We start from the raw sequence: 18490 nt of genomic DNA, 5'->3' as shown, positions 1-18490 counted from the left end.
CTAGTGTAGTAGATACTACCCTCAAATCCCGCATTGGGCACTAGAGCAGGTGATTCTTTCGCGCCAATCCCGCAATGATGCCATCAAGAATGTCTTTCTCACTGATTTCAATGTGATCAACATGCGTCTTGAGTTCAATGAGATCCATGATCCCATTCACTACCACTGAGCCACTGCCAATCACATCGGCACGCCCTGGGTGCATCACTGGGTGCGCGGCGCGCTGCGCCGCGGACTCCGCGATTACCTGTTTGGTGAGCACGCGGAGGGCGTCGAAACGCAAAGAGGAACCATGAATCTGGCGCGGATCATAGGATTCCAGCCCAAGCGCTAGCGCCGCCAATGTGGTGAACGTACCTGCGCAGCCAACGAAGGTCTTGGCTTCGGCAACAGGCACGAGCTTTTCCACTTCGTGAATGCGCTCCGCCACATAGTCCTCAGCGATATCAATTTCCGTTTCCGTTGGCGGGTCCGTGCGCATGATGCGCTCGGTAAGGCGAACACAGCCCATTTGCGCGGAAAACGATCCACGAATTGTGCCGTCGTGGTCGCCTACGATGAACTCCGTAGATCCACCACCCAAGTCGATGACACAAAACGGCCCATTCTCAGCAGGGAAATCAGCCACCGCACCAGTGAAAGACAGCTGGGCTTCCTCCTCACCAGAAATCACTTCCGCCTTCGCGCCGGGGACAATCTCCCCCAACAGCTGCGCGGTCATAGTAAAGAAATCATCCCGGTTGGATGCATCCCGGGTGGCAGAGGTAGCCACCATGCGCACGTCCGCAACGGACTCCTGCTTCATCAACGCCACGTACTGTGTAAGCACCTCACGGGTTCGCTCAATTGCATCCGGATTGAGCTCACCTGTCGCGTCAACACCTTGACCGAGGCGTACGATCTCCATGAGGCGCATGACCTCATTGACCTGGCCGTCATCCTCAATATCGGAAATCAGCAAGCGAAGAGAATTGGTGCCACAATCTACTGCAGCAAGCCTGGTCACTTGGCACCACCCGAATTGCTTGGCACGTCAGCATGCGAGAAGTCGAACTGACCCATATCAATGCCCAGTTCCTCAACGGTAGGCCAATCCTGCGGGATGGCCGTGCCCCTCAGCGCTGGGTCATGATCGGCGGCCATAGCCACAGATTCGGTTCCCAAACGGAAGTGATCAGGCCCTTCAGCGAGAGCGTAAGCGATGAGTACATGCAGGCACTTCACGCGGTCCGGCATGCCACCGCCCGAAAAGTCCGTACCAAGATCCTCAATCTCGTTGCGCTTGGCCAGGTAGTATTCGTGCGCTTTCTTGTAATCCTCAGCCAACGCTGCGTCTTCTTCCAAGCGGCCGGTCATCCACTTCATGACGTGGGCGACCTCAAGGCGGGAGGCTTCCGCAGTCAGGCGCGGGTCAGTCAGGTAGTACAGCGTAGGAAACGGAGTTCCATCTTCCAACCGCGGTGCAGTCTTCACAACACCTGGTTGACCATCTGGGCTACGGTAAGCAATGTCTACGACGCCACGAGGCGCGCGGCCCAGCTGGCCCGCTACGATATCCAAATCTGCTTGGGAAACACTCATGAAAACATATTCTTCCATGAATCATGTAAATTGCCCACACAGCGCACCCTAGCTCGAGCGCACCACACCTTAGGATCAGGCAGATCAGGCACGCGCGACTACTGCACTGTCGGTTCAGGGTTTCCGGCTGGGGCCTACCCTTCTGTTGCCGGTTGATCCGCTGGCATGATTGGCAGGTTGTGGCGCTCCTGCTTTACTTCTTCCGGCTCCAAGGACTCCTCCTCAGTTACCGAATCCCACAGTGTTTCGTACCAAGGAACGTCCAAGGCGGAATCATCAACGGCGCTATCGGATGTCTGGCGAGAATTCTGCAGATCCTTGTCCATTACGCGGAAGGCGTACTCGCCTTCGCCAATAACGCCAAGTCGAGTTCGCGCGAGCTCACGGATGTAGGCATCCGAACGGTGCAACTCAATATCCTCAATGAGTCGGTCTTTCTCAGCCTGCATGGATGAGATTGAGGATTCTAGGCGCGAGATTTCAGCGCGCTGCTGAAGGTAGTTGCGCAGCGGAGTACCGATCGACCAAATAAGCATGATCAGTACAAACACCAAAATGGCAACTTCAGTAATGGTTAGGCGAATGCGTGGCAGGGTCTTGACCTTGCCACTGGTTCGTGGAGCGCGGTTCGCTACCGGCACTCGGGATTTTTTTCTCGCCATAGATTTCACATCATAGCCCTAAAAGTGCGCCGGTGCTATAAACATCTCTAAACACGGGAGATAACTCTCGTCACATAAGTTCCGGCTCTTGGACTGTCTCCTAAAACGCGAAAGGCGCCGCCTTCCCACAGCAAACGGGGGAAGGCAGCGCCTCAAAGCTAGTTACAGCTTAATTAGCCCTGGAAACGAGGGAATGCGGAACGACCAGCGTAGACTGCTGCATCGCCCAGCTCCTGCTCGATGCGGATGAGCTGGTTGTACTTAGCAACGCGCTCGGAACGAGCTGGTGCGCCGGTCTTGATCTGACCACAGTTGAGAGCAACTGCCAGGTCAGCAATGGTGGTGTCCTCGGTCTCGCCGGAGCGGTGGGACATCATGGTGCGGTAGCCGTTGCGGTGAGCGAGCTCGACGGCGTCGAAGGTCTCGGTCAAGGTACCGATCTGGTTTACCTTAACCAGCAGTGCGTTAGCGGCCTTCTTCTCAATGCCTTCCTTCAGACGAGCTGGGTTGGTTACGAAGAAGTCATCACCAACGATCTGGACCTTGTCACCGATGGAGGCGGTGAGCGTTACGTAGCCCTCCCAGTCATCTTCCTGCAGTGGGTCTTCGATGGAAACGATTGGGTACTCAGCGATGAGCTCTTCGTATACCTTGGACATCTCCTCAGCGGTGTGCTCGCCGCCTTCGAAGTGGTACTTGCCGTCCTTGTAGAACTCGGAAGAAGCAACGTCCAGTGCAAGCGCGATGTCCTTGCCTGGCTCAAGACCAGCCTTCTTGATTGCCTCAACGATGAGGTCCAGTGCCGCGCGGGTGGACTCTACGGATGGAGCAAAGCCACCCTCATCGCCCAGACCAGTGGACAGGCCCTTTTCCTTAATAACGGACTTCAGGGAGTGGTAGACCTCTGCGCCCTGGCGAAGTGCCTCAGAGAAAGTCTCTGCACCGATTGGAGCAATCATGAACTCCTGGACATCCACGCCGGAGTCAGCGTGAGCGCCACCGTTGAGGATGTTCATCATTGGAACTGGCAGGACGTGGCCGTTAGGGCCGCCAATGTAGCGGTACAGAGGCAAGCCAGCGGACTCAGCTGCTGCACGCGCAACTGCCATGGAGACGCCAAGAATTGCGTTTGCACCAAGGCGGGACTTGTTCTCGGTGCCGTCCAGCTTGATCATTTCCTGGTCGATCAGGCGCTGATCATCAGCCTCGAAGCCGGCCAGGGCATCTGCGATTTCCTCGTTGACGTTCTCAACAGCCTTCAGAACGCCCTTACCCTGGTAGCGATCGCCACCGTCACGCAGCTCGTGAGCCTCGTGAACACCGGTGGATGCACCGGATGGTACGCCCGCTACGCCGTGACCACCGTCATCGAGGAAAACCTCTGCCTCGACGGTTGGGTTACCGCGGGAATCCATGATCTCGCGTGCAAATACGTGAAGAATGTCAGCCACTGTTGGTCTCCTATTGACGTTGTGGATGCGTTTAGTTTCGCTCTCAAGCCAAACAGAATTACTAGCGTATTGCTGGGGTTCTGCCTGATCTTGTTGATCCGCAACGCATCTTGTGCCACCCCAGAGGATTCTGAGCCCAGCACCGCGTCGCGCATACAGTCAATTATGCCAACAATTAATCTTAATTTCCGGCTAAGTTGTGGTGAGTTGCTACACAGCTGGTTGCTTCAGCGCGTATGAGGCAGCAGCATCGCGCACGTCAATGAGGTAATCGTTGGAAAAGTTATAGCTCCTCACAGCTTCCGACCACCCTTCCGGAGTGGCCAGATCGCGACCACTATCACACAGTAGGTGTGCAGCCGACAGAGCTGCATCGTCGATTTGGTTGGGGTTGGCTTCCCCATCACCGTTGGCGTCACGCCCGTAGCGTGCCCACGATGAAGGAATGAACTGCATGGGCCCTACGGCGCGGTCGTATTCTGTATCGCTGTCAAGTTTTCCGCCATCAGTGTCCTTAATCTCCGCAAACCCAGGTGACCCGTCCAGCGCAGGCCCAAGGATAGGTGGCAGGATGAAGCCGTTGGTATCAATGGTTCGGGACTCAAACAGCTTGCCGGAGTAGCTACCGTGGCGGGTCTCCACCTGGCCAATTCCAGCAAGCGTGTTCCATGTAAGGTTGCACTGTGGCCACGCCTCAGCGGCTATCAACGCCGCATTACCGTAGGCGCGAAGCGCTGCTACCGGAATTGCGGTCTGTTCTGCGATTGGATCAGCCCAGAAACCGAGCTTGTCTGAGGTGCGCCCCGGAGCGTGCACATCGATTTCAGGCACTGCCTCGCCCGCAGCTGGCGGCACATCGCGTGGAACCGGCTGGCGTGGCTGCATGGGCGAAGGACCCCCTAGAAAACTCACGGCCCAGCCAACGAGGGAAACCACCAGAATGATGGCAGCCAACGTCCCCAGTGCACACCCTATGCCACAACCTGAATTCCTACTGCTTTCTGCCACGAGCAACGATCCTACATTCTTTTTCGCTCAAAGCACGGCGCCCCTTTCCTATCCAAAAATAAGAGACCCCTAAACCGCGGCTTGAGCTGAGGTGAGCAGCACCTTTGCTTCGACCCCACGGCGGCCGGTCATCGCCCACTGCATGGGTGCAGTCCCCCAGCTCTGCCCTAGCAGCGCACACCTCACTACTACTTTTAGCCAAGCCTCAACCCATCCGGGCTTTCCCCATCACCTCCTGGGTGGTGTTCATGCCAGCGGATACAGCTTGGCGTAGCTTCCTATCCGGTGGAAGCAGCTCCTCGCGTAGGCAGGAGGACTGAACGCTTAAACGGGAGTAGTTCTGCGCAGAACTACTCCTGTTTAAGCAGGCAACCTCACTGGTGCAGGTTTTTCCGTTCGTTCTCTTTACCCAACGCCCAGAAGTGCTCTTGCTCCTCAACGGGAACAAGCCTGTCGCTGCCGTCAAAGAAATAAGGGGAACGTGAACGCAGCTTATTGACAAAACTTTGGGCAACGTCTTGGAAATCAAATGCGCCACGGCGTGACGCGATCTCAGCATGGAACAGCACTTGAAGGAACAAATCCCCTAGTTCTGAGCACAGCTCCTGCTCGCTGTGTGATTGCTCCACCGCCTCAATAAATTCCGCAGTTTCTTCTTGCAGGTATGGAATGAGGGACTCGTGTGTTTGTCCCTGCTCCCATTCACCAAACCGCAGTGCGCGCTCCATAGCGTGGACAGCTTGCCCGACAGAGTCTTTCCGGGAATCTACTTCCCACACTTCCGCCCCAGCTTCAATTGCTTCCTTGACTGCTGAGTCAAACTCATTGGTGGATACCAAGATGTCCGTACCCGCATCACTGGGTAGTGCATCGCCTAGATTCCACCGGACCGCAATGGGCACCTCATCGGTAAACCGCAGGATTCCGTTGAGCCGTGACATGAACGGGAACGGAATCATGGTGGGCCAGCGGGCGTCGAGAAGCAAAACGATCATGACAGCCATACTAACGCCTCGCCTCAACCGAACCCCTAATCGGGCTATCACCCAACGCTAGGCCGCAACTCCGCTTGAGGCGGTGAGTTCCACCGCGTGGTTTCCCCAATCCCTCCCCTATTGGTAGGAGGTCAGCAGGGGTAATCTTGATCTCAATTTTTCCCCCCACATACATCCCACAGGTCTCACTTTTCCTACACGTTGTGAGGCCACCATCACGAAAGACAATCGCTTAGGGAGTGCATTCGCCCATGTAGGAGAGTATTTTCAGGCACCAGCCTAGGGGGCGTGCCCAACGTCTTTCTTCTCATGGGGCTACCTCACTAGGGTGAATGAACACGTACGCCCCTTGTACTTCAACTCAAAGGTTTTCACCTACTCGGTTTAATCTGTAGCTCATGGAACAAACCAACAAGGTCAAAATCTGGACGCTCATCGCCCTGATCATTGGGTCAACTATCGGCTCCGGAATTTTCTCCTTACCCCAAAACATTGCTGCGGCGGCGGGACCTGGCGCAATGCTGATCGGCTGGACCATCGCTGGCATCGGCATGTTGTCCATTGCGTTTGTGTTCCACATCCTTGCTTCGCGTAAACCAACGCTCGATTCAGGTGTGTATGCCTACGTGCGCGCCGGCTTGGGTGACTTCATAGGATTTTCCGCCGGCTGGGGTTACTGGTTGGGTTCTGTCATCGCCCAAGTGGGATACGCTTCTTTGTTCTTCAACACAGTCGGCCACTACATCCCAGTGTTCTCCAGCGAGAATAAGCTCATTCAGGCTATTGCAGTGTCAGCCATGACGTGGGGCATCTTCGCTATCTTGTCCAAAGGCGTTCAGCAGGCCGCGATCTTCAATGCGGTGACCACGGTTGCGAAACTGCTTCCTATTGGAGCCTTCATCATCCTTGTAGCCTTTATTGGCTTTAGCTGGGATAAGTTCACCTTTGACTTCTGGGGCCAGGAATCGGGCAGCACTGTTTTTGAGCAGGTTCAGGGCATCATGCTGGTGACAGTATGGACCTTCATTGGTATTGAAGGGGCCTCGGTGTATTCCAAGCAGGCCTCAAGCCGAAAGGACATCGGGAGGGCAACGGTTTTTGGTTTCCTCACCGTGTTGGCTCTCCTCGTTACCGTCTCTACCCTCTCGTTCGGCGTACTCACTCAAGCGGAATTGGCCGCGCTGCCAGATAATTCCATGGCATCCGTCCTCGAGGCAGTGGTGGGCCCATGGGGTGGCGCACTGGTATCGATCGGCCTATGCCTATCGGTTCTTGGCGCATACGTCTCGTGGCAGATGCTGTGCGCAGAACCCCTAGCGCTGATGGCGGTAGACGGCCTGCTCCCCAAGAAGATTGGCGCGGAAAACTCAGCTGGCGCACCATGGGTTGCCCAGTTGATTTCCACCGTGGTGATTCAAATCTGGGTGATTATCTTCTTCGTCAATGAGACCACGTACTTGACCATGGTGCAGCTTGCCACGGTGATGTACTTGGTTCCGTACATCTTCTCAGCGTTGTACCTGGTGCTGCTTACCACCCGTGGCAAGGGCATTGCCCAGCATGATACCGGCGATGACGCCCCCGTTTCTTCCACTACCAACCGCAAGCACCTCTTTGTCGGAGTAGTCGCTTTCTTTTACGCCTGCTGGCTGATTTACGCGGCGGATCCGGTGTTCATCCTTTTCGGTGCTCTCGCTGTGCTGCCTGGCCTCATTCCTTACGTGTGGACTCGCCTGGCCTACAAAAAACGCGTGTTTAATGCCTTCGAGTGGGGTTTTGTTGCGCTGTTAGTAATCGGCAGTGCCTCTGCCATCTATGGTTTATCCACCGGCGCTTTGTCGCTCTAGAACCACGCAAAGCTGCCTTTCCGGTCTCACGGGAAGGCAGCTTTGTGCTTAGTTGCTGCGGGAGCGGAATCCACCAGATCCGTTGAGTGGATTGTTGCGCCCTGCAGCACGTGGTGATGTGGTCTTACGCGCCGCGGGAGCAGCAGTCTTTTGCTTGGTGGCTGGTTTTTTCTGCGCCTTGGTGGTCTTGGTTACGGAGGACACCACCTTCTTCTGCTTCTTCCCAGCACTGGATATGCGCACATCGATCTCCTCCAGATCGAACATCTGCGACAAGAAGTCCGCCACCCACTGAATGAGGTCCACGTCGCGCAGCTTCGTGTCTGTCACATTGCGCCCGGCGCGCGGCATGGGTAACTGGATGGCCTTGGCCGCGGCGCGGTAGGCCGCGCCTGGGAACAGTCGTTTCAGGCGGACCTGTTTGCTGTCGGCAAGCTCTACCGGGTGGATCTTGATGCGGGTTCCCTGGACCATAATGTCCCCCACTCCAGCCCGGCGCGCCTGGTGGCGCAGTCGGGCGACGGACAGCAGGCGCTGTACTTCCTCGGGGCAGGGACCGTAGCGGTCTTCCATTTCCTCCACGGCGAGGCGCAGATCGGTTTCGCTTTTCGACGCCGCGAGTTTGCGGTAGACCTCAAGGCGCAGACGCTCGGCCTTGATGTAGGACTCAGGGATGTGGGCGTCGATCGGCAACTCGATACGGATTTCCTTAGGCCCCTTGTCCGTGGCGTCTAACGGTTTCCCGTCGGCAAGCGCGCGGAAGGCCTCCACCGCCTCGCCCACGAGGCGCACGTAAAGGTCAAAGCCGACGCCTGCGATGTGTCCAGACTGCTCCGCGCCCAACACGTTGCCGGCACCGCGCATCTCCAGGTCCTTCATGGCCACGGCCATGCCGGCGCCCAGATCGTTGTTCTGGGCAATAGTGGCCAGGCGGTCATAGGAGTTCTCCGTGAGCGTGACTCCCTTGGGGTACAGGAAGTAGGCATAGCCGCGCTCACGGGAGCGGCCCACACGACCACGCAACTGATGCAACTGAGAAAGTCCCATGTGGTGAGCGTTTTCCACAATGAGGGTGTTTGCGTTGGCAATGTCGAGGCCTGTTTCCACGATGGTGGTGCACACCAGCACGTCGTACTCGCGATCCCAGAACCCCTGAACCGTCTGCTCGAGGACTTCCTCACTCATTTGTCCGTGGGCAACCACCACGCGGGCTTCTGGCACGAGTTCACGGAGTTCGCGGGCGCGCTTCTCAATGTCTTTAACCTTGTTATGAACGAAGAATACTTGGCCATCACGTAACAGCTCGCGCCGGATTGCCGCAGCGATCTGCTTGTCCTCCTGCGCGCCTACGTAAGTCAGGATCGGGTGACGATCCTCCGGTGGCGTCAGGATGGTGGACATCTCACGGATACCCGCCATGGACATCTCCAAGGTTCTCGGGATTGGGGTTGCAGACATGGTCAGCACGTCCACGTGCGTGCGCATTGCTTTGATGTGCTCCTTGTGCTCCACACCAAAGCGCTGCTCCTCATCGACGATAACTAGGCCCAAGTTCTTCCACTGCACGCCCGTTTGCAGCAAACGGTGGGTACCGATCACAATGTCCACCGTGCCGTCGGCGAGCCCGCGGAGGATCTCCTTGGAATCGGCGGCAGAGGTAAAGCGAGACAGACCCTTGATGTTGACGGGGAATCCCGCCATGCGCTCCTCAAAGGTGGACTGGTGCTGCTGCGCCAGCAATGTGGTAGGCACCAGCACAGCCACCTGCTTGCCATCTTGGACAGCCTTGAAAGCTGCGCGCACAGCCACCTCAGTTTTGCCGTAGCCCACATCGCCCACCACCACGCGATCCATCGGAACGGGCTTTTCCATGTCCGCCTTGACGGCCTCGATGGCGAGCATCTGGTCTTCGGTCTCCACGTACGGGAAGTTGTCCTCCATCTCCAACTGCCACGGCGAATCTGGCGCAAAGGCATGGCCTGGCGAGGATTGGCGCTTTGCGTAAAGCTCCACCAGCTCGCCAGCTATCTCACGCACAGCGGCACGAGCCTTCTTCTTGGTGTTCTTCCAGTCAGAACCACCCATCTTGGACAGCGTAGGGGTCTCACCACCGGCATACTTGCTCAGCATGTCCAGTGAGTCCATCGGCACATACAGCTGGTCAGCAGGTTGACCACGTTTGGATGAGGCGTACTCCAGCACGATGTACTCGCGACGCGAGGTGTCATCGCCGGACGAAATAACGCGCTCAGCCATCTTCAGGAAGCGACCAATGCCGTGGGTCTCATGCACCACATAGTCACCGGTCTTCAAAGCCAGAGGATCTACGCGGTTGCGGCGCTTGGCGGGCCTGCGCTTCGCCCCAGCAATATCGCCCACTCGGTTGCCGGTGAGGTCAGTCTCAGTCACCACAACCAGTGGTAGCGCATCAGCATCCTTAAGCTTGCGTACCCTCGGAAATACCAAGCCGGCATGGCTGAGCGCCTGGTACAGCGTGACCTCACCCGGGCTTGGCTCCCAGCCAGCAGTCGCCACGCGCGTGGCAATGCCCTTTTCCTTGAAACGATCCACCATGCGGTTAATCGCCCCCTGCGCCGGCGCGATGAACGCTGCCCTGCCACCAGCAAGCGTGTGAGCAAGCAGCTCAGCCATCATGGTGTCGATCTTTCCAATGTCACCACGCGGCGTAGGCCCCGGCTCGAATTCCAGCGGCAATGTATCAGAATCGTCGCCTTCCATCATTCCCGGCGGAGTAAACGTCCACCAGCTGCAACCGGCTTTCTTAGCAGCAATCTCCAGCGACTCATAGGAACGGTAGGTGGATGCCTCAAGGTCTAGCCCTTCAGCAGCCACTGGGCCATCAGCGCCCATGGCTGCTGCCTCCCAACCGGTCGCCAAAAACTCCGCATCCGTTGCCTGCAGGTCAGCGATACGCGTGCGGATTTTCTCTGGGTTCACGGCAATGATGTGAGTACCTTTGCGCATCAGCTCCGGCAGCGCCACAAACGGAGTGTCCACCAGCGCCGGCATGAGTGCTTCCATACCATCTGCTGGGATCTTGTCACTGATCTTGGTCAGAAGCTCCTGCAGCGTCGGGTTGGACGCATGCTTGGTAGCAAGTTCTGACGCTTTGACTGCAACGCTGTCAGAAATGAGGAGCTCACGTGCCGGATAGATCTCTATCCGCTCAATCTCCATATCGGGGATAGCACGCTGGTCAGCCACTGAGAACGCGCGCATCTCAGAAACCTCGTCGCCCCAGAACTCGACGCGCACAGGGTAGTCCGCGGTGGTTGGGAAGATGTCGATGATACCGCCGCGAGTAGCGAACTCACCTCGCTTGGCCACCAAGTCCACGTGCTTGTACGCGCGGTGGACGAGCTCATTGGTCAGATCCTCAAATTCCACCTCGACGCCCTCTTCGAGCACGATAGGCTCGCGCCCCTCGGCCTCCTGAAGTACTGGCTGGGCGAGTCCGCGCGCGGCGGTGACAACCACCTTGTAGTCATCCATGTGTGCCAGAACCTGGGCTCGCTTGCCCGCAATGTCCGCCGCCGGCGAGAGCCGCTCGTGCGGCAGCGTCTCCCACGCGGGGAACCACGCGACCTTCTCCCCCATCATCGCCTTCAGCTCCGCGGTGAGGTCTTCTGCTTCACGACCAGTGGCAGTCACCAATAAAACCGGCACCTTATCCGCAACCGCTGCAACCGCCCATGGGCGGGCCTGGTCAATGCCAGTAATGTGCAGCGATTCATCACCCACGTGGGACACAAGGCCCTTGAGCTTGGGGTCAGTCGCGGCAACCTTGAGTAGGCCAGCGAGCATTGCAGTAGTTTTGGTAGCCACGATCTGGTGCTCAACTCCTAGTCCAGTAAGCGATTAATTGGGTGGCCAGCACACAGCGAAAGCACCCGCTTTCTGTTCTCCGGCCACCATTGGCCCTAACAAAAAGGGGTGCTAATAGCTTCCCGCTGCCCAATGCGTGCGAGGTGCTAGCATCAATAACTCACCAGTCTAGCGTGCAGTCCACGATCATGCCTATCCGCCTAAAGAGGGCCATTCACGCATGTCAATTACCCTTGTGCTCGCCCAATTCAGCAGGCTCACTGTTTTCCACTTGGGACAATCGCGGATCTACCTCCATGCCGGAAAGACCGTTCCAGCACAGGTTCACAATATGGGCCGCTACTTGTTCTTTAGTTGGACCATTTTCTTGCAACCGCTCGTCCAACCACCACTGGGCCGTCATGGATACCATCCCCACCAAAGCCTGCCCGTAAAGAACAGCGTTATTGGGGTCCAAGCCAGATCGCTCGAAAGCCTTACCCAGAATGTGGGACACCTGCGCAACAGCGTCATTGAGTAATGTGGAGTAACTACGCTCATGCCCCAGCGGCAGATCGCGCATCAGGATCTGGAAACCATCGGTCTCATCCTCCACGTAAGTCAGCAACGCAATGACAGCCTGCTCAATACGCGCGCGCGAACGCCCATGGCTGAGGGAGTTGGTAATCACCTGCTCGAGCCTGGTCATTTCACGGTCAACGACTACTGCGTACAGGCCCTCTTTACCGCCAAAGTGTTCATACACTACCGGCTTACTCACACCGGCGCGTGCCGCGATTTCCTCAACACTGGCGCCATCAAAACTGAGCTCTGCGAACGCCGATCGACCAACCCTGATCAACTGCTCACGCCGTTCTTTGCCAGTCATCCGGACTCGACCCATGAACACATTCCTTTGCGGTGCTATCTACAAAACTTAAGGTGCAGCCTCGCTGCCACCTTGCCTAAGACCACCTTATCTACAATGTGGGGACCAAACCACCACTGACCGTTACGGGCACCCTAACCCCCGACAAAGCTGGCAGGTTTTACACAAATCGTGATAAGTAATGTAAGCTGTCATTCCGGAAACACACACCGCTGTGTATCCGGCTTGTTCGCCTTATAGGCGCGCAATTCCCCATGGTGTAATCGGCAACACTACGGTTTTTGGTACCGTCATTCTAGGTTCGAGTCCTGGTGGGGAAGCCATTATAAATAGCCCGTTTACCTCACTCTTTGTGGGTAGCGGGCTATTTTCATTGTCAGCCCCGGCTCTGGCACGATACTAGAACGGCGATTTCGTTTTAGCTTTCCTCACCTCTTCAATGCGTGGATAAGCGTGGCCTCATCCGCACTGTCTGGCAACAGCTCAACTGGCACACCTGCCTGCGTAGCTACCGTGGCTCTCATAGCCTCCGCAGCAGCTTTAGCCTGCGCGGCCTCAAGCTCAGACTTGCTTGCATCCTGCTGCTTGCGGCACTCCGCCGCGATCGGTTCAAGCTCCTTTAACTTAGAGCGGTAACCGGCGACCTCTTTCCGAAGCTTCTCCACATACCCGCGATCAAAGGTATCCGACGCCGTGGCTGATTTCTCTGCCGTGGACGCGGTGGTTTTGGCGGCTACCTCAGCTGGAGTCGGCACCTAGCCGCTAGCATCCGTGGAATCTGTGTTGTCCACTCGTTTTCCTCCTGGGAAAAATAGGTGCATCGTTTTCTGGGCAACACAAAACCCCACCACACCCACCTGGGGCGTGATGGGGTTATGCTCGTGCGCGTGCCAGGACTCGAACCCAGCACAATAACCTACCTAGGCGAAGCTTTTGTCATCGCTTCTTTTAGAGCATCAATTATTAGGAGAAAGGGCGTATCAAGTTGCGCCCCATACGCTATCTCAAATGCCTCAACCGGAAGTTCCCCAGCTGAAAAAGCATCCTCCATCAATGCAGTAATCGCTCCATCTACTTCTCCCGCTGAGAGTGAGTCCATCGCGGCCTCACGTGGCACAGTATCGGGAATTAACGCGTCCAACTGATCGAAATATCTGCTCAATGCCTAACCCCTTCTCTTTGCTCGTTTTAGAATCTCACTCACAGGATGAGCTAACGAAAACTTAGCTTCACCTCGAATCATAACGTACTTCACATACGCCATCACGCCGTCTACTTCAGACCACACCTCCCCGGGAAACTCATTCACTGTCGCATACTGCGGAGCTTCGATTGAATCGCGAATAACGTCAACAACCCGCTGGTCTGTCCAGTCTTTCGGGAATTTCGACGCACCTACACGCTCGGAATCCCGCCGGTAGCCATCAGCACAACTCTCATCATGAGGCCACCCACTACCATCACGAACAGGCTCATTACGCCAACCTGCTGCTTGCGGTACTCCACCACGAGCGGTTCAAGCTCCTTTAACTTAGAGCGGTAACCGGCCACCTCTTTACGAAGCTTCTCCACGTACTCACAATCAAAGGTATCCGGCGGCGCGGCAGCTTTTCCGCGGTACGCGACGTGGTTTTGGCTGCTACCTCAGCTGGAGTCGGCACCTAGCCGCTAGCCCCCCAAGGAATCCGCGTTGTCCATTCGTTTTCCTCCTAGGAAAAATAGGTTCATCGTTTTAGGGGCAGCACAAAACCCCACCACACCAGCCAGGGGCGTGATGGGGTTATGCTCGCGCAGCTGCCAGGACTTGAACCTGGAAACCTACCGGCTAGGCAGCGCTAAACTTCATCTCGTTGATAGCAAAAGCCGCCACAAAAAGTGACGGCAGAACTTTTGACCTAAGCGAAACAATCCCACGGGGCACCAACAATATCCGCAAGCTCAAAATCAGCCTCATCGCCAGCAACGAGAATAATATTGTCACGAACCACCTTCATCACCGGCTCAAGCTCTTTATATGAATATTCCTTCAACATGGCAAGAAAATAAACCCAGAGGTCATCGGCCACCTCCCGTCTGCCAAAAACCTTCCAATCGCGCAGACTCTGCACCATAGGGGGACCATTAGCAATCACATAGTCAAACAGCTCCCTGCTAGTTGTAATCCGTGGGCTACTCATTTTCTCATTGCCTTTCGTTTGAGTATCCGTAGGGTTGCACAGCCACGCCATCGATGACCGTGTAAGCTGCTGTAATTTCTTCACCTTTAATCCTAGCGGTTTTCGTCACCACATAATCAAAGGTTGGTAGCCACTCATTACCTTGACGATCCTGCTGAAACTCCGTTGAAGCGCGACGTAGCCCGATTTCCCCTCCCTCCAGCACATCGCGGACGGCATCAACAATCTGCTGATCTGACCACCCCGCGGGAAACGCTGACTTGCCTACCTGAATGCCTGCTTTGTGCCCAAACCGTTTGTCCAAGGAATAACCGCCAGGCGCCCGTGTCTTGCTATTTGTCCTGCGACTGCAACACCCGCGAACGACGATCCAAATAATTCTTCCACCGACGCATCACATCATCCTGCGAACCACCACGAGTAGTCTGCTTCCACGCCTGCTCCAACTCACGATTGACCGCAGGCAACGGAGCAGACTCACCAACCTCCATCGCCACACACCAGCAATGATCGTGATACCGACCCAACTCACCACACACAGGCGTCTTCTACACAAACACCCCACTCGCGCAGAATCGAATGCGCGCTGTCGCCTTTCCCCAACCACATGCGGGCCATTCGCTAAGCCATTATTAGGCTTCCACGTAAAGGGGCATTCTGGGCGGCCACTAATGTTTGCCCGAGAGTTGCTGGAGGCTTCTAGGCATATCCCCTACTCACTAGGCGTGTGCGGAGATTGTGAGCAGCCGGGGCACGCTGCCGCGTTGAAAATCGGATAATAAAAGCCCTTGGTGAATCGAAACCTATTTTTCGCTGACACAGGTTGTTTTAACGCTACGGAACGGTCTCAATGTCAGCTGTTGATGAAAACGCGTGGTGGGTGCGCGGGGTCACTTTAGCTTAGCTTTCCCTTGCTTGCCCGCGTCTCGCGCGGACTTCTACTGTGAGTTGAACCAATCGAGCAGAGAGAAGGATTTGGGTATGACAAACAGTGATTCTGTGGCAGAGGCCCGCAACGGTCGCATTTTTGTCATGTCCAATGGGCTGCAAAACATTGGTGACCAGATCACGTCAGCTAAAACCGTGTTGCCTTGGATTTTCGCCACCGCCGGCACGCCGGCGGTGTTCACGGCCTTCCTTGTCCCCATCAGGGAATCCGGCTCCCTGTTGCCACAGGCGTCGCTGACGCCGTGGATCTTGTCGAAAAGCAAGAGGGTGCCCATCTGGGTAGCAGGCTCCATGATCCAGGCTACGGCCGCTGCCGGCGTCGGTGTGAGTGGGTTGTTGCTCGACGGTGTGGCGCTGGGCGTGGTCGTGATCATCCTGCTTGGGATCTTGGCGCTAGGTCGCGCGCTGTGCTCCATCACATCTAAAGATGTGCAGGGACGCGTGATTTCTAAAGGTTCGCGGGGCGCAATCAACGGCAAGGCCACCACTGTGGGCGGGCTTGCAGGAATTGCACTCGCCATTGTCTTGATGCTCTTGGGAGACCGCGCGCCCGCGTGGGCTCTCGCCGCCCTCATCATGGCATCTGCAGTGGCATGGTTTGTTGCGGGCCTCGTCTTTGCCCGCATCGATGAACCATCGTATGAAGACGCCGGTTCCGCTCGCGCACCTGAGAATCCGTTCGCTGACTGCTTCGGGTTGCTTCGCACTAACGCCCACTTCCGCATGTTCGTCACGGTCCGTTCGCTCCTCCTCGTGACCGCTCTATCCACATCTTTTCTTGTAACTCTGGGCGCGGAGGAGGGCGTGAGCTTCGGCGGCGTGGGAATGTTCATGCTTGCCAGTGGACTAGCAAGGTTCATTGGCGGCAAGGTGTCCGGAAAGCTTTCCGACATCTCATCGCGCAACGTCATGAGTTACGGCAGCCTTGCTGCCTCCATCATTCTGTTGCTCACCGTAGCCGCAGCATGCTTGATGTCCGGTACTGCCCTCATGATCGTTCTTGGCCTGAGCTTCTTCCTCGTTACTCTCTGCCACGTTGCAGTACGCGTGGCCAGAAAAACCTATGTGGTGGACATGGCAGAAGGAGACGAGCGTACGCGCATTGTTGGTGCAGCCAATACACTGATGGGCTTCTTCCTCTTAGTCACCGGCGCCATTTCCGGCGCTTTGACGCTATTCGGCACCCACATTGCCATCATTTTCTTAGCCGTCATGGGGCTCGTAGGCACCTTCATGGCCAAAAATATGAAAGACGTTTCAGCAGGTTAAGAGGATTCGGCTGCATCAGCACCGGCCTAAACGACAACCAAATTCACTCCTAATGCGTACATAGCTTCCAAGAGCGTTAAGCTGGTGGGAAGAAAAGTAAGACGCGCTTTATCGTGTGGAAATACGTAAGTGCTGCTTTGACCATGTCCATCAACCCAGGAGAACAGTTACCCGTGAGTAACCCTTCATCCTGCGCTGTCGTTGTTTTGGCGGCTGGCGCGGGTACTCGAATGAAGTCCGAAAAGCAGAAGACTCTACACGCCATCGGCGGCCGCAGCCTTCTGTCCCACTCCCTTCACGCCGCTGCAGGTGTGGACCCTGATTTCATTGTCGCCGTCATCGGCCACCAACGCGATCAGGTAGGCCCAGCGGTTGATGCAGTTGCACAGGAGCTGTCCGGCACCGTCGTGAAGACTGCCATCCAGGAAGAGCAAAACGGCACTGGTCACGCAGTTCAGTGCGCGATGGACAAGCTCGAAGGATTCGAAGGCACCGTTGTAGTCACTAACGGTGACGTTCCTCTGCTGCGCTCTGAAACGCTGAAGGAACTCGTTGACGCTCACACCGAAATCCCAACCGCAGTGACCGTTTTGACTATGACCTTGGACGACCCAACCGGTTATGGCCGCATCGTGCGCAACGACAACGGCGAGGTCACTGCCATCGTCGAGCAGAAAGACGGCGATGAGGAGACCCTCAAGATCAATGAGGTCAACTCCGGTGTCTTTGCATTTGACGCAGCGATCCTGCGCAACGCGCTGGGCCAGCTAAAGGCAGACAATGCCCAAGGCGAGTTGTACCTAACCGATGTCCTAGGCATCGCCCGCAACGATGGCCACCCTGTTCGCGCACACCAAGCACACGACCCAAACGAGCTTGCTGGCGTCAACGACCGCGTACAACTGGCCGAGGCGGGCCGCGAGCTCAACCGCCGTACCGTCGAGGCAGCCATGCGCGGCGGCGCCACCATTGTGGATCCGGAAACCACCTGGATTGATGTGACCGTGAAGATCGGAACTGACGTCATAATTTACCCAGGCACCCAGCTCAAAGGCACCACGGAGATCGCTAACAACGCAGAGATCGGGCCAGATTCCACCTTGGACAACATTAAGGTCGGTGAGGGCGCGTCCGTTGTACGCACCCATGGATCCGATTCCGAAATCGGCGCGAACGCAACCGTTGGCCCCTTCACCTACATCCGCCCTGGCACGGTACTGGGCGAAAAGGGCAAACTGGGCGGTTTTGTTGAGGCTAAGAACGCCAAGATCGGCCGCGGCTCCAAGGTACCGCACCTGACATACATTGGTGACGCCACCGTGGGAGAGGAATCCAACATTGGCGCATCCTCCGTTTTCGTCAACTACGACGGCGTGAACAAGCACCACACCACCATCGGCTCCCACGTTCGCACCGGCTCCGACACCATGTTCGTCGCTCCGGTCAACGTAGGCGACGGCGCCTATTCTGGCGCAGGCACCGTCATCCGCGAGGACGTGCCAGCTGGATCGCTGGTAGTTTCCGGCGGCAAGCAGCGCAACATCGAGGGCTGGGTCATTGCCAAGCGCCCAGGCACCCCAGCAGCCAAGGCCGCTGAAGAAGCCCTCAAAAACGAGGACAAGTAAGGACAAACTCGGTACACCATGTACTTGGTGGTGTACCGAGTTTGTTTTACACTCCCCCAAATGTTCCCCCTCGCCAAAACCCAAGAACACCAGCTCAGAATAAGTGGGGAAAGAAAATTTTTTGACTTACCCCACAAATATTTCAATGAAGCTTAATGCGGTGGGTATCCTTATTTTCGAAAGCTTTCTGCTCCTTTTACCTTGAAGGAAGGT

16 protein-coding genes and 1 tRNA gene are annotated in these 18490 nt (G+C 56.4%); 4 read left to right on the top strand and 13 right to left on the bottom strand.

Annotated features, from left to right (window positions below):
• Window positions 1–40: 40 nt before the first annotated feature.
• The 6 genes from ACXM2N_RS04160 to ACXM2N_RS04135 form a co-directional block, all read right to left on the bottom strand.
• The gene (locus ACXM2N_RS04160) at window positions 41–1006 is read right to left on the bottom strand and encodes a Ppx/GppA phosphatase family protein (protein WP_458490305.1); all 966 of its coding nucleotides are present in this window, start codon (window positions 1004–1006) and stop codon (window positions 41–43) included.
• Window positions 1003–1581, bottom strand: a complete 579-nt coding sequence (locus ACXM2N_RS04155; protein ID WP_458490303.1) for a DUF501 domain-containing protein — start codon at window positions 1579–1581, stop codon at window positions 1003–1005. Before ACXM2N_RS04155 ends, ACXM2N_RS04160 begins: the two co-directional genes overlap by 4 nt.
• A 134-nt stretch (window positions 1582–1715) precedes the next feature.
• Window positions 1716–2243 (bottom strand): FtsB family cell division protein, encoded by a 528-nt coding sequence (locus ACXM2N_RS04150; RefSeq protein ID WP_458490301.1) that lies wholly within the window; start codon window positions 2241–2243, stop codon window positions 1716–1718.
• 173 nt (window positions 2244–2416) lie between these two features.
• Window positions 2417–3694, bottom strand: a complete 1278-nt coding sequence (gene eno, locus ACXM2N_RS04145) for a phosphopyruvate hydratase (protein WP_458490299.1) — start codon at window positions 3692–3694, stop codon at window positions 2417–2419.
• A 210-nt stretch (window positions 3695–3904) separates the two neighbouring features.
• Window positions 3905–4579, bottom strand: a complete 675-nt coding sequence (locus ACXM2N_RS04140) for a lytic transglycosylase domain-containing protein (protein ID WP_458490297.1) — start codon at window positions 4577–4579, stop codon at window positions 3905–3907.
• A 497-nt stretch (window positions 4580–5076) separates the two neighbouring features.
• Complete coding sequence (locus tag ACXM2N_RS04135) at window positions 5077–5697, bottom strand: MazG nucleotide pyrophosphohydrolase domain-containing protein (RefSeq protein ID WP_458490997.1); 621 nt, start codon at window positions 5695–5697, stop codon at window positions 5077–5079.
• Window positions 5698–6095: 398 nt separating this feature from the next.
• Between ACXM2N_RS04135 and ACXM2N_RS04130 the strand changes: the two genes are divergently transcribed.
• Window positions 6096–7544, top strand: a complete 1449-nt coding sequence (locus ACXM2N_RS04130; RefSeq protein ID WP_458490295.1) for an amino acid permease — start codon at window positions 6096–6098, stop codon at window positions 7542–7544.
• 48 nt (window positions 7545–7592) lie between these two features.
• Here the strand turns inward: ACXM2N_RS04130 and mfd are convergent, their stop codons facing one another.
• The gene (gene mfd / locus ACXM2N_RS04125; RefSeq protein ID WP_458490995.1) at window positions 7593–11369 is read right to left on the bottom strand and encodes a transcription-repair coupling factor; all 3777 of its coding nucleotides are present in this window, start codon (window positions 11367–11369) and stop codon (window positions 7593–7595) included.
• 244 nt (window positions 11370–11613) lie between these two features.
• Window positions 11614–12273, bottom strand: coding sequence for a TetR family transcriptional regulator (locus ACXM2N_RS04120; protein WP_458490293.1), 660 nt, complete (start codon window positions 12271–12273; stop codon window positions 11614–11616).
• 233 nt (window positions 12274–12506) lie between these two features.
• On the opposite strand from ACXM2N_RS04120, the gene ACXM2N_RS04115 reads away from it, so the two are divergent.
• A tRNA-Gln gene (locus ACXM2N_RS04115) sits at window positions 12507–12581 on the top strand.
• A 105-nt stretch (window positions 12582–12686) separates the two neighbouring features.
• Here ACXM2N_RS04115 and ACXM2N_RS04110 read toward each other — a convergent pair.
• The 5 genes from ACXM2N_RS04110 to ACXM2N_RS04090 form a co-directional block, all read right to left on the bottom strand.
• A complete protein-coding gene (locus tag ACXM2N_RS04110; protein ID WP_458490291.1) occupies window positions 12687–13013 on the bottom strand; it encodes a hypothetical protein in 327 nt (108 codons plus the stop codon).
• A gap of 161 nt (window positions 13014–13174) precedes the next feature.
• Entirely contained in the window at window positions 13175–13420 is a 246-nt protein-coding gene (locus ACXM2N_RS04105; RefSeq protein ID WP_458490289.1) for a hypothetical protein, read from the bottom strand.
• Window positions 13421–13653: 233 nt separating this feature from the next.
• Window positions 13654–13830 (bottom strand): hypothetical protein, encoded by a 177-nt coding sequence (locus ACXM2N_RS04100; RefSeq protein ID WP_458490287.1) that lies wholly within the window; start codon window positions 13828–13830, stop codon window positions 13654–13656.
• Window positions 13831–14153: 323 nt separating this feature from the next.
• Window positions 14154–14519, bottom strand: a complete 366-nt coding sequence (locus tag ACXM2N_RS04095) for a hypothetical protein (RefSeq protein ID WP_458490285.1) — start codon at window positions 14517–14519, stop codon at window positions 14154–14156.
• Window positions 14520–14767: 248 nt separating this feature from the next.
• Window positions 14768–14932, bottom strand: a complete 165-nt coding sequence (locus ACXM2N_RS04090) for a hypothetical protein (protein WP_458490283.1) — start codon at window positions 14930–14932, stop codon at window positions 14768–14770.
• Window positions 14933–15416: 484 nt separating this feature from the next.
• On the opposite strand from ACXM2N_RS04090, the gene ACXM2N_RS04085 reads away from it, so the two are divergent.
• Both ACXM2N_RS04085 and glmU read left to right on the top strand, forming a co-directional pair.
• A complete protein-coding gene (locus ACXM2N_RS04085; RefSeq protein WP_458490281.1) occupies window positions 15417–16652 on the top strand; it encodes an MFS transporter in 1236 nt (411 codons plus the stop codon).
• A 143-nt stretch (window positions 16653–16795) separates the two neighbouring features.
• Entirely contained in the window at window positions 16796–18277 is a 1482-nt protein-coding gene (gene glmU / locus ACXM2N_RS04080; RefSeq protein ID WP_458490279.1) for a bifunctional UDP-N-acetylglucosamine diphosphorylase/glucosamine-1-phosphate N-acetyltransferase GlmU, read from the top strand.
• Window positions 18278–18490: the final 213 nt, after the last annotated feature.

This window comes from Corynebacterium sp. ZY180755, from assembly GCF_054331495.1.
This window is presented reverse-complemented; position numbering and strand designations above follow the sequence as displayed.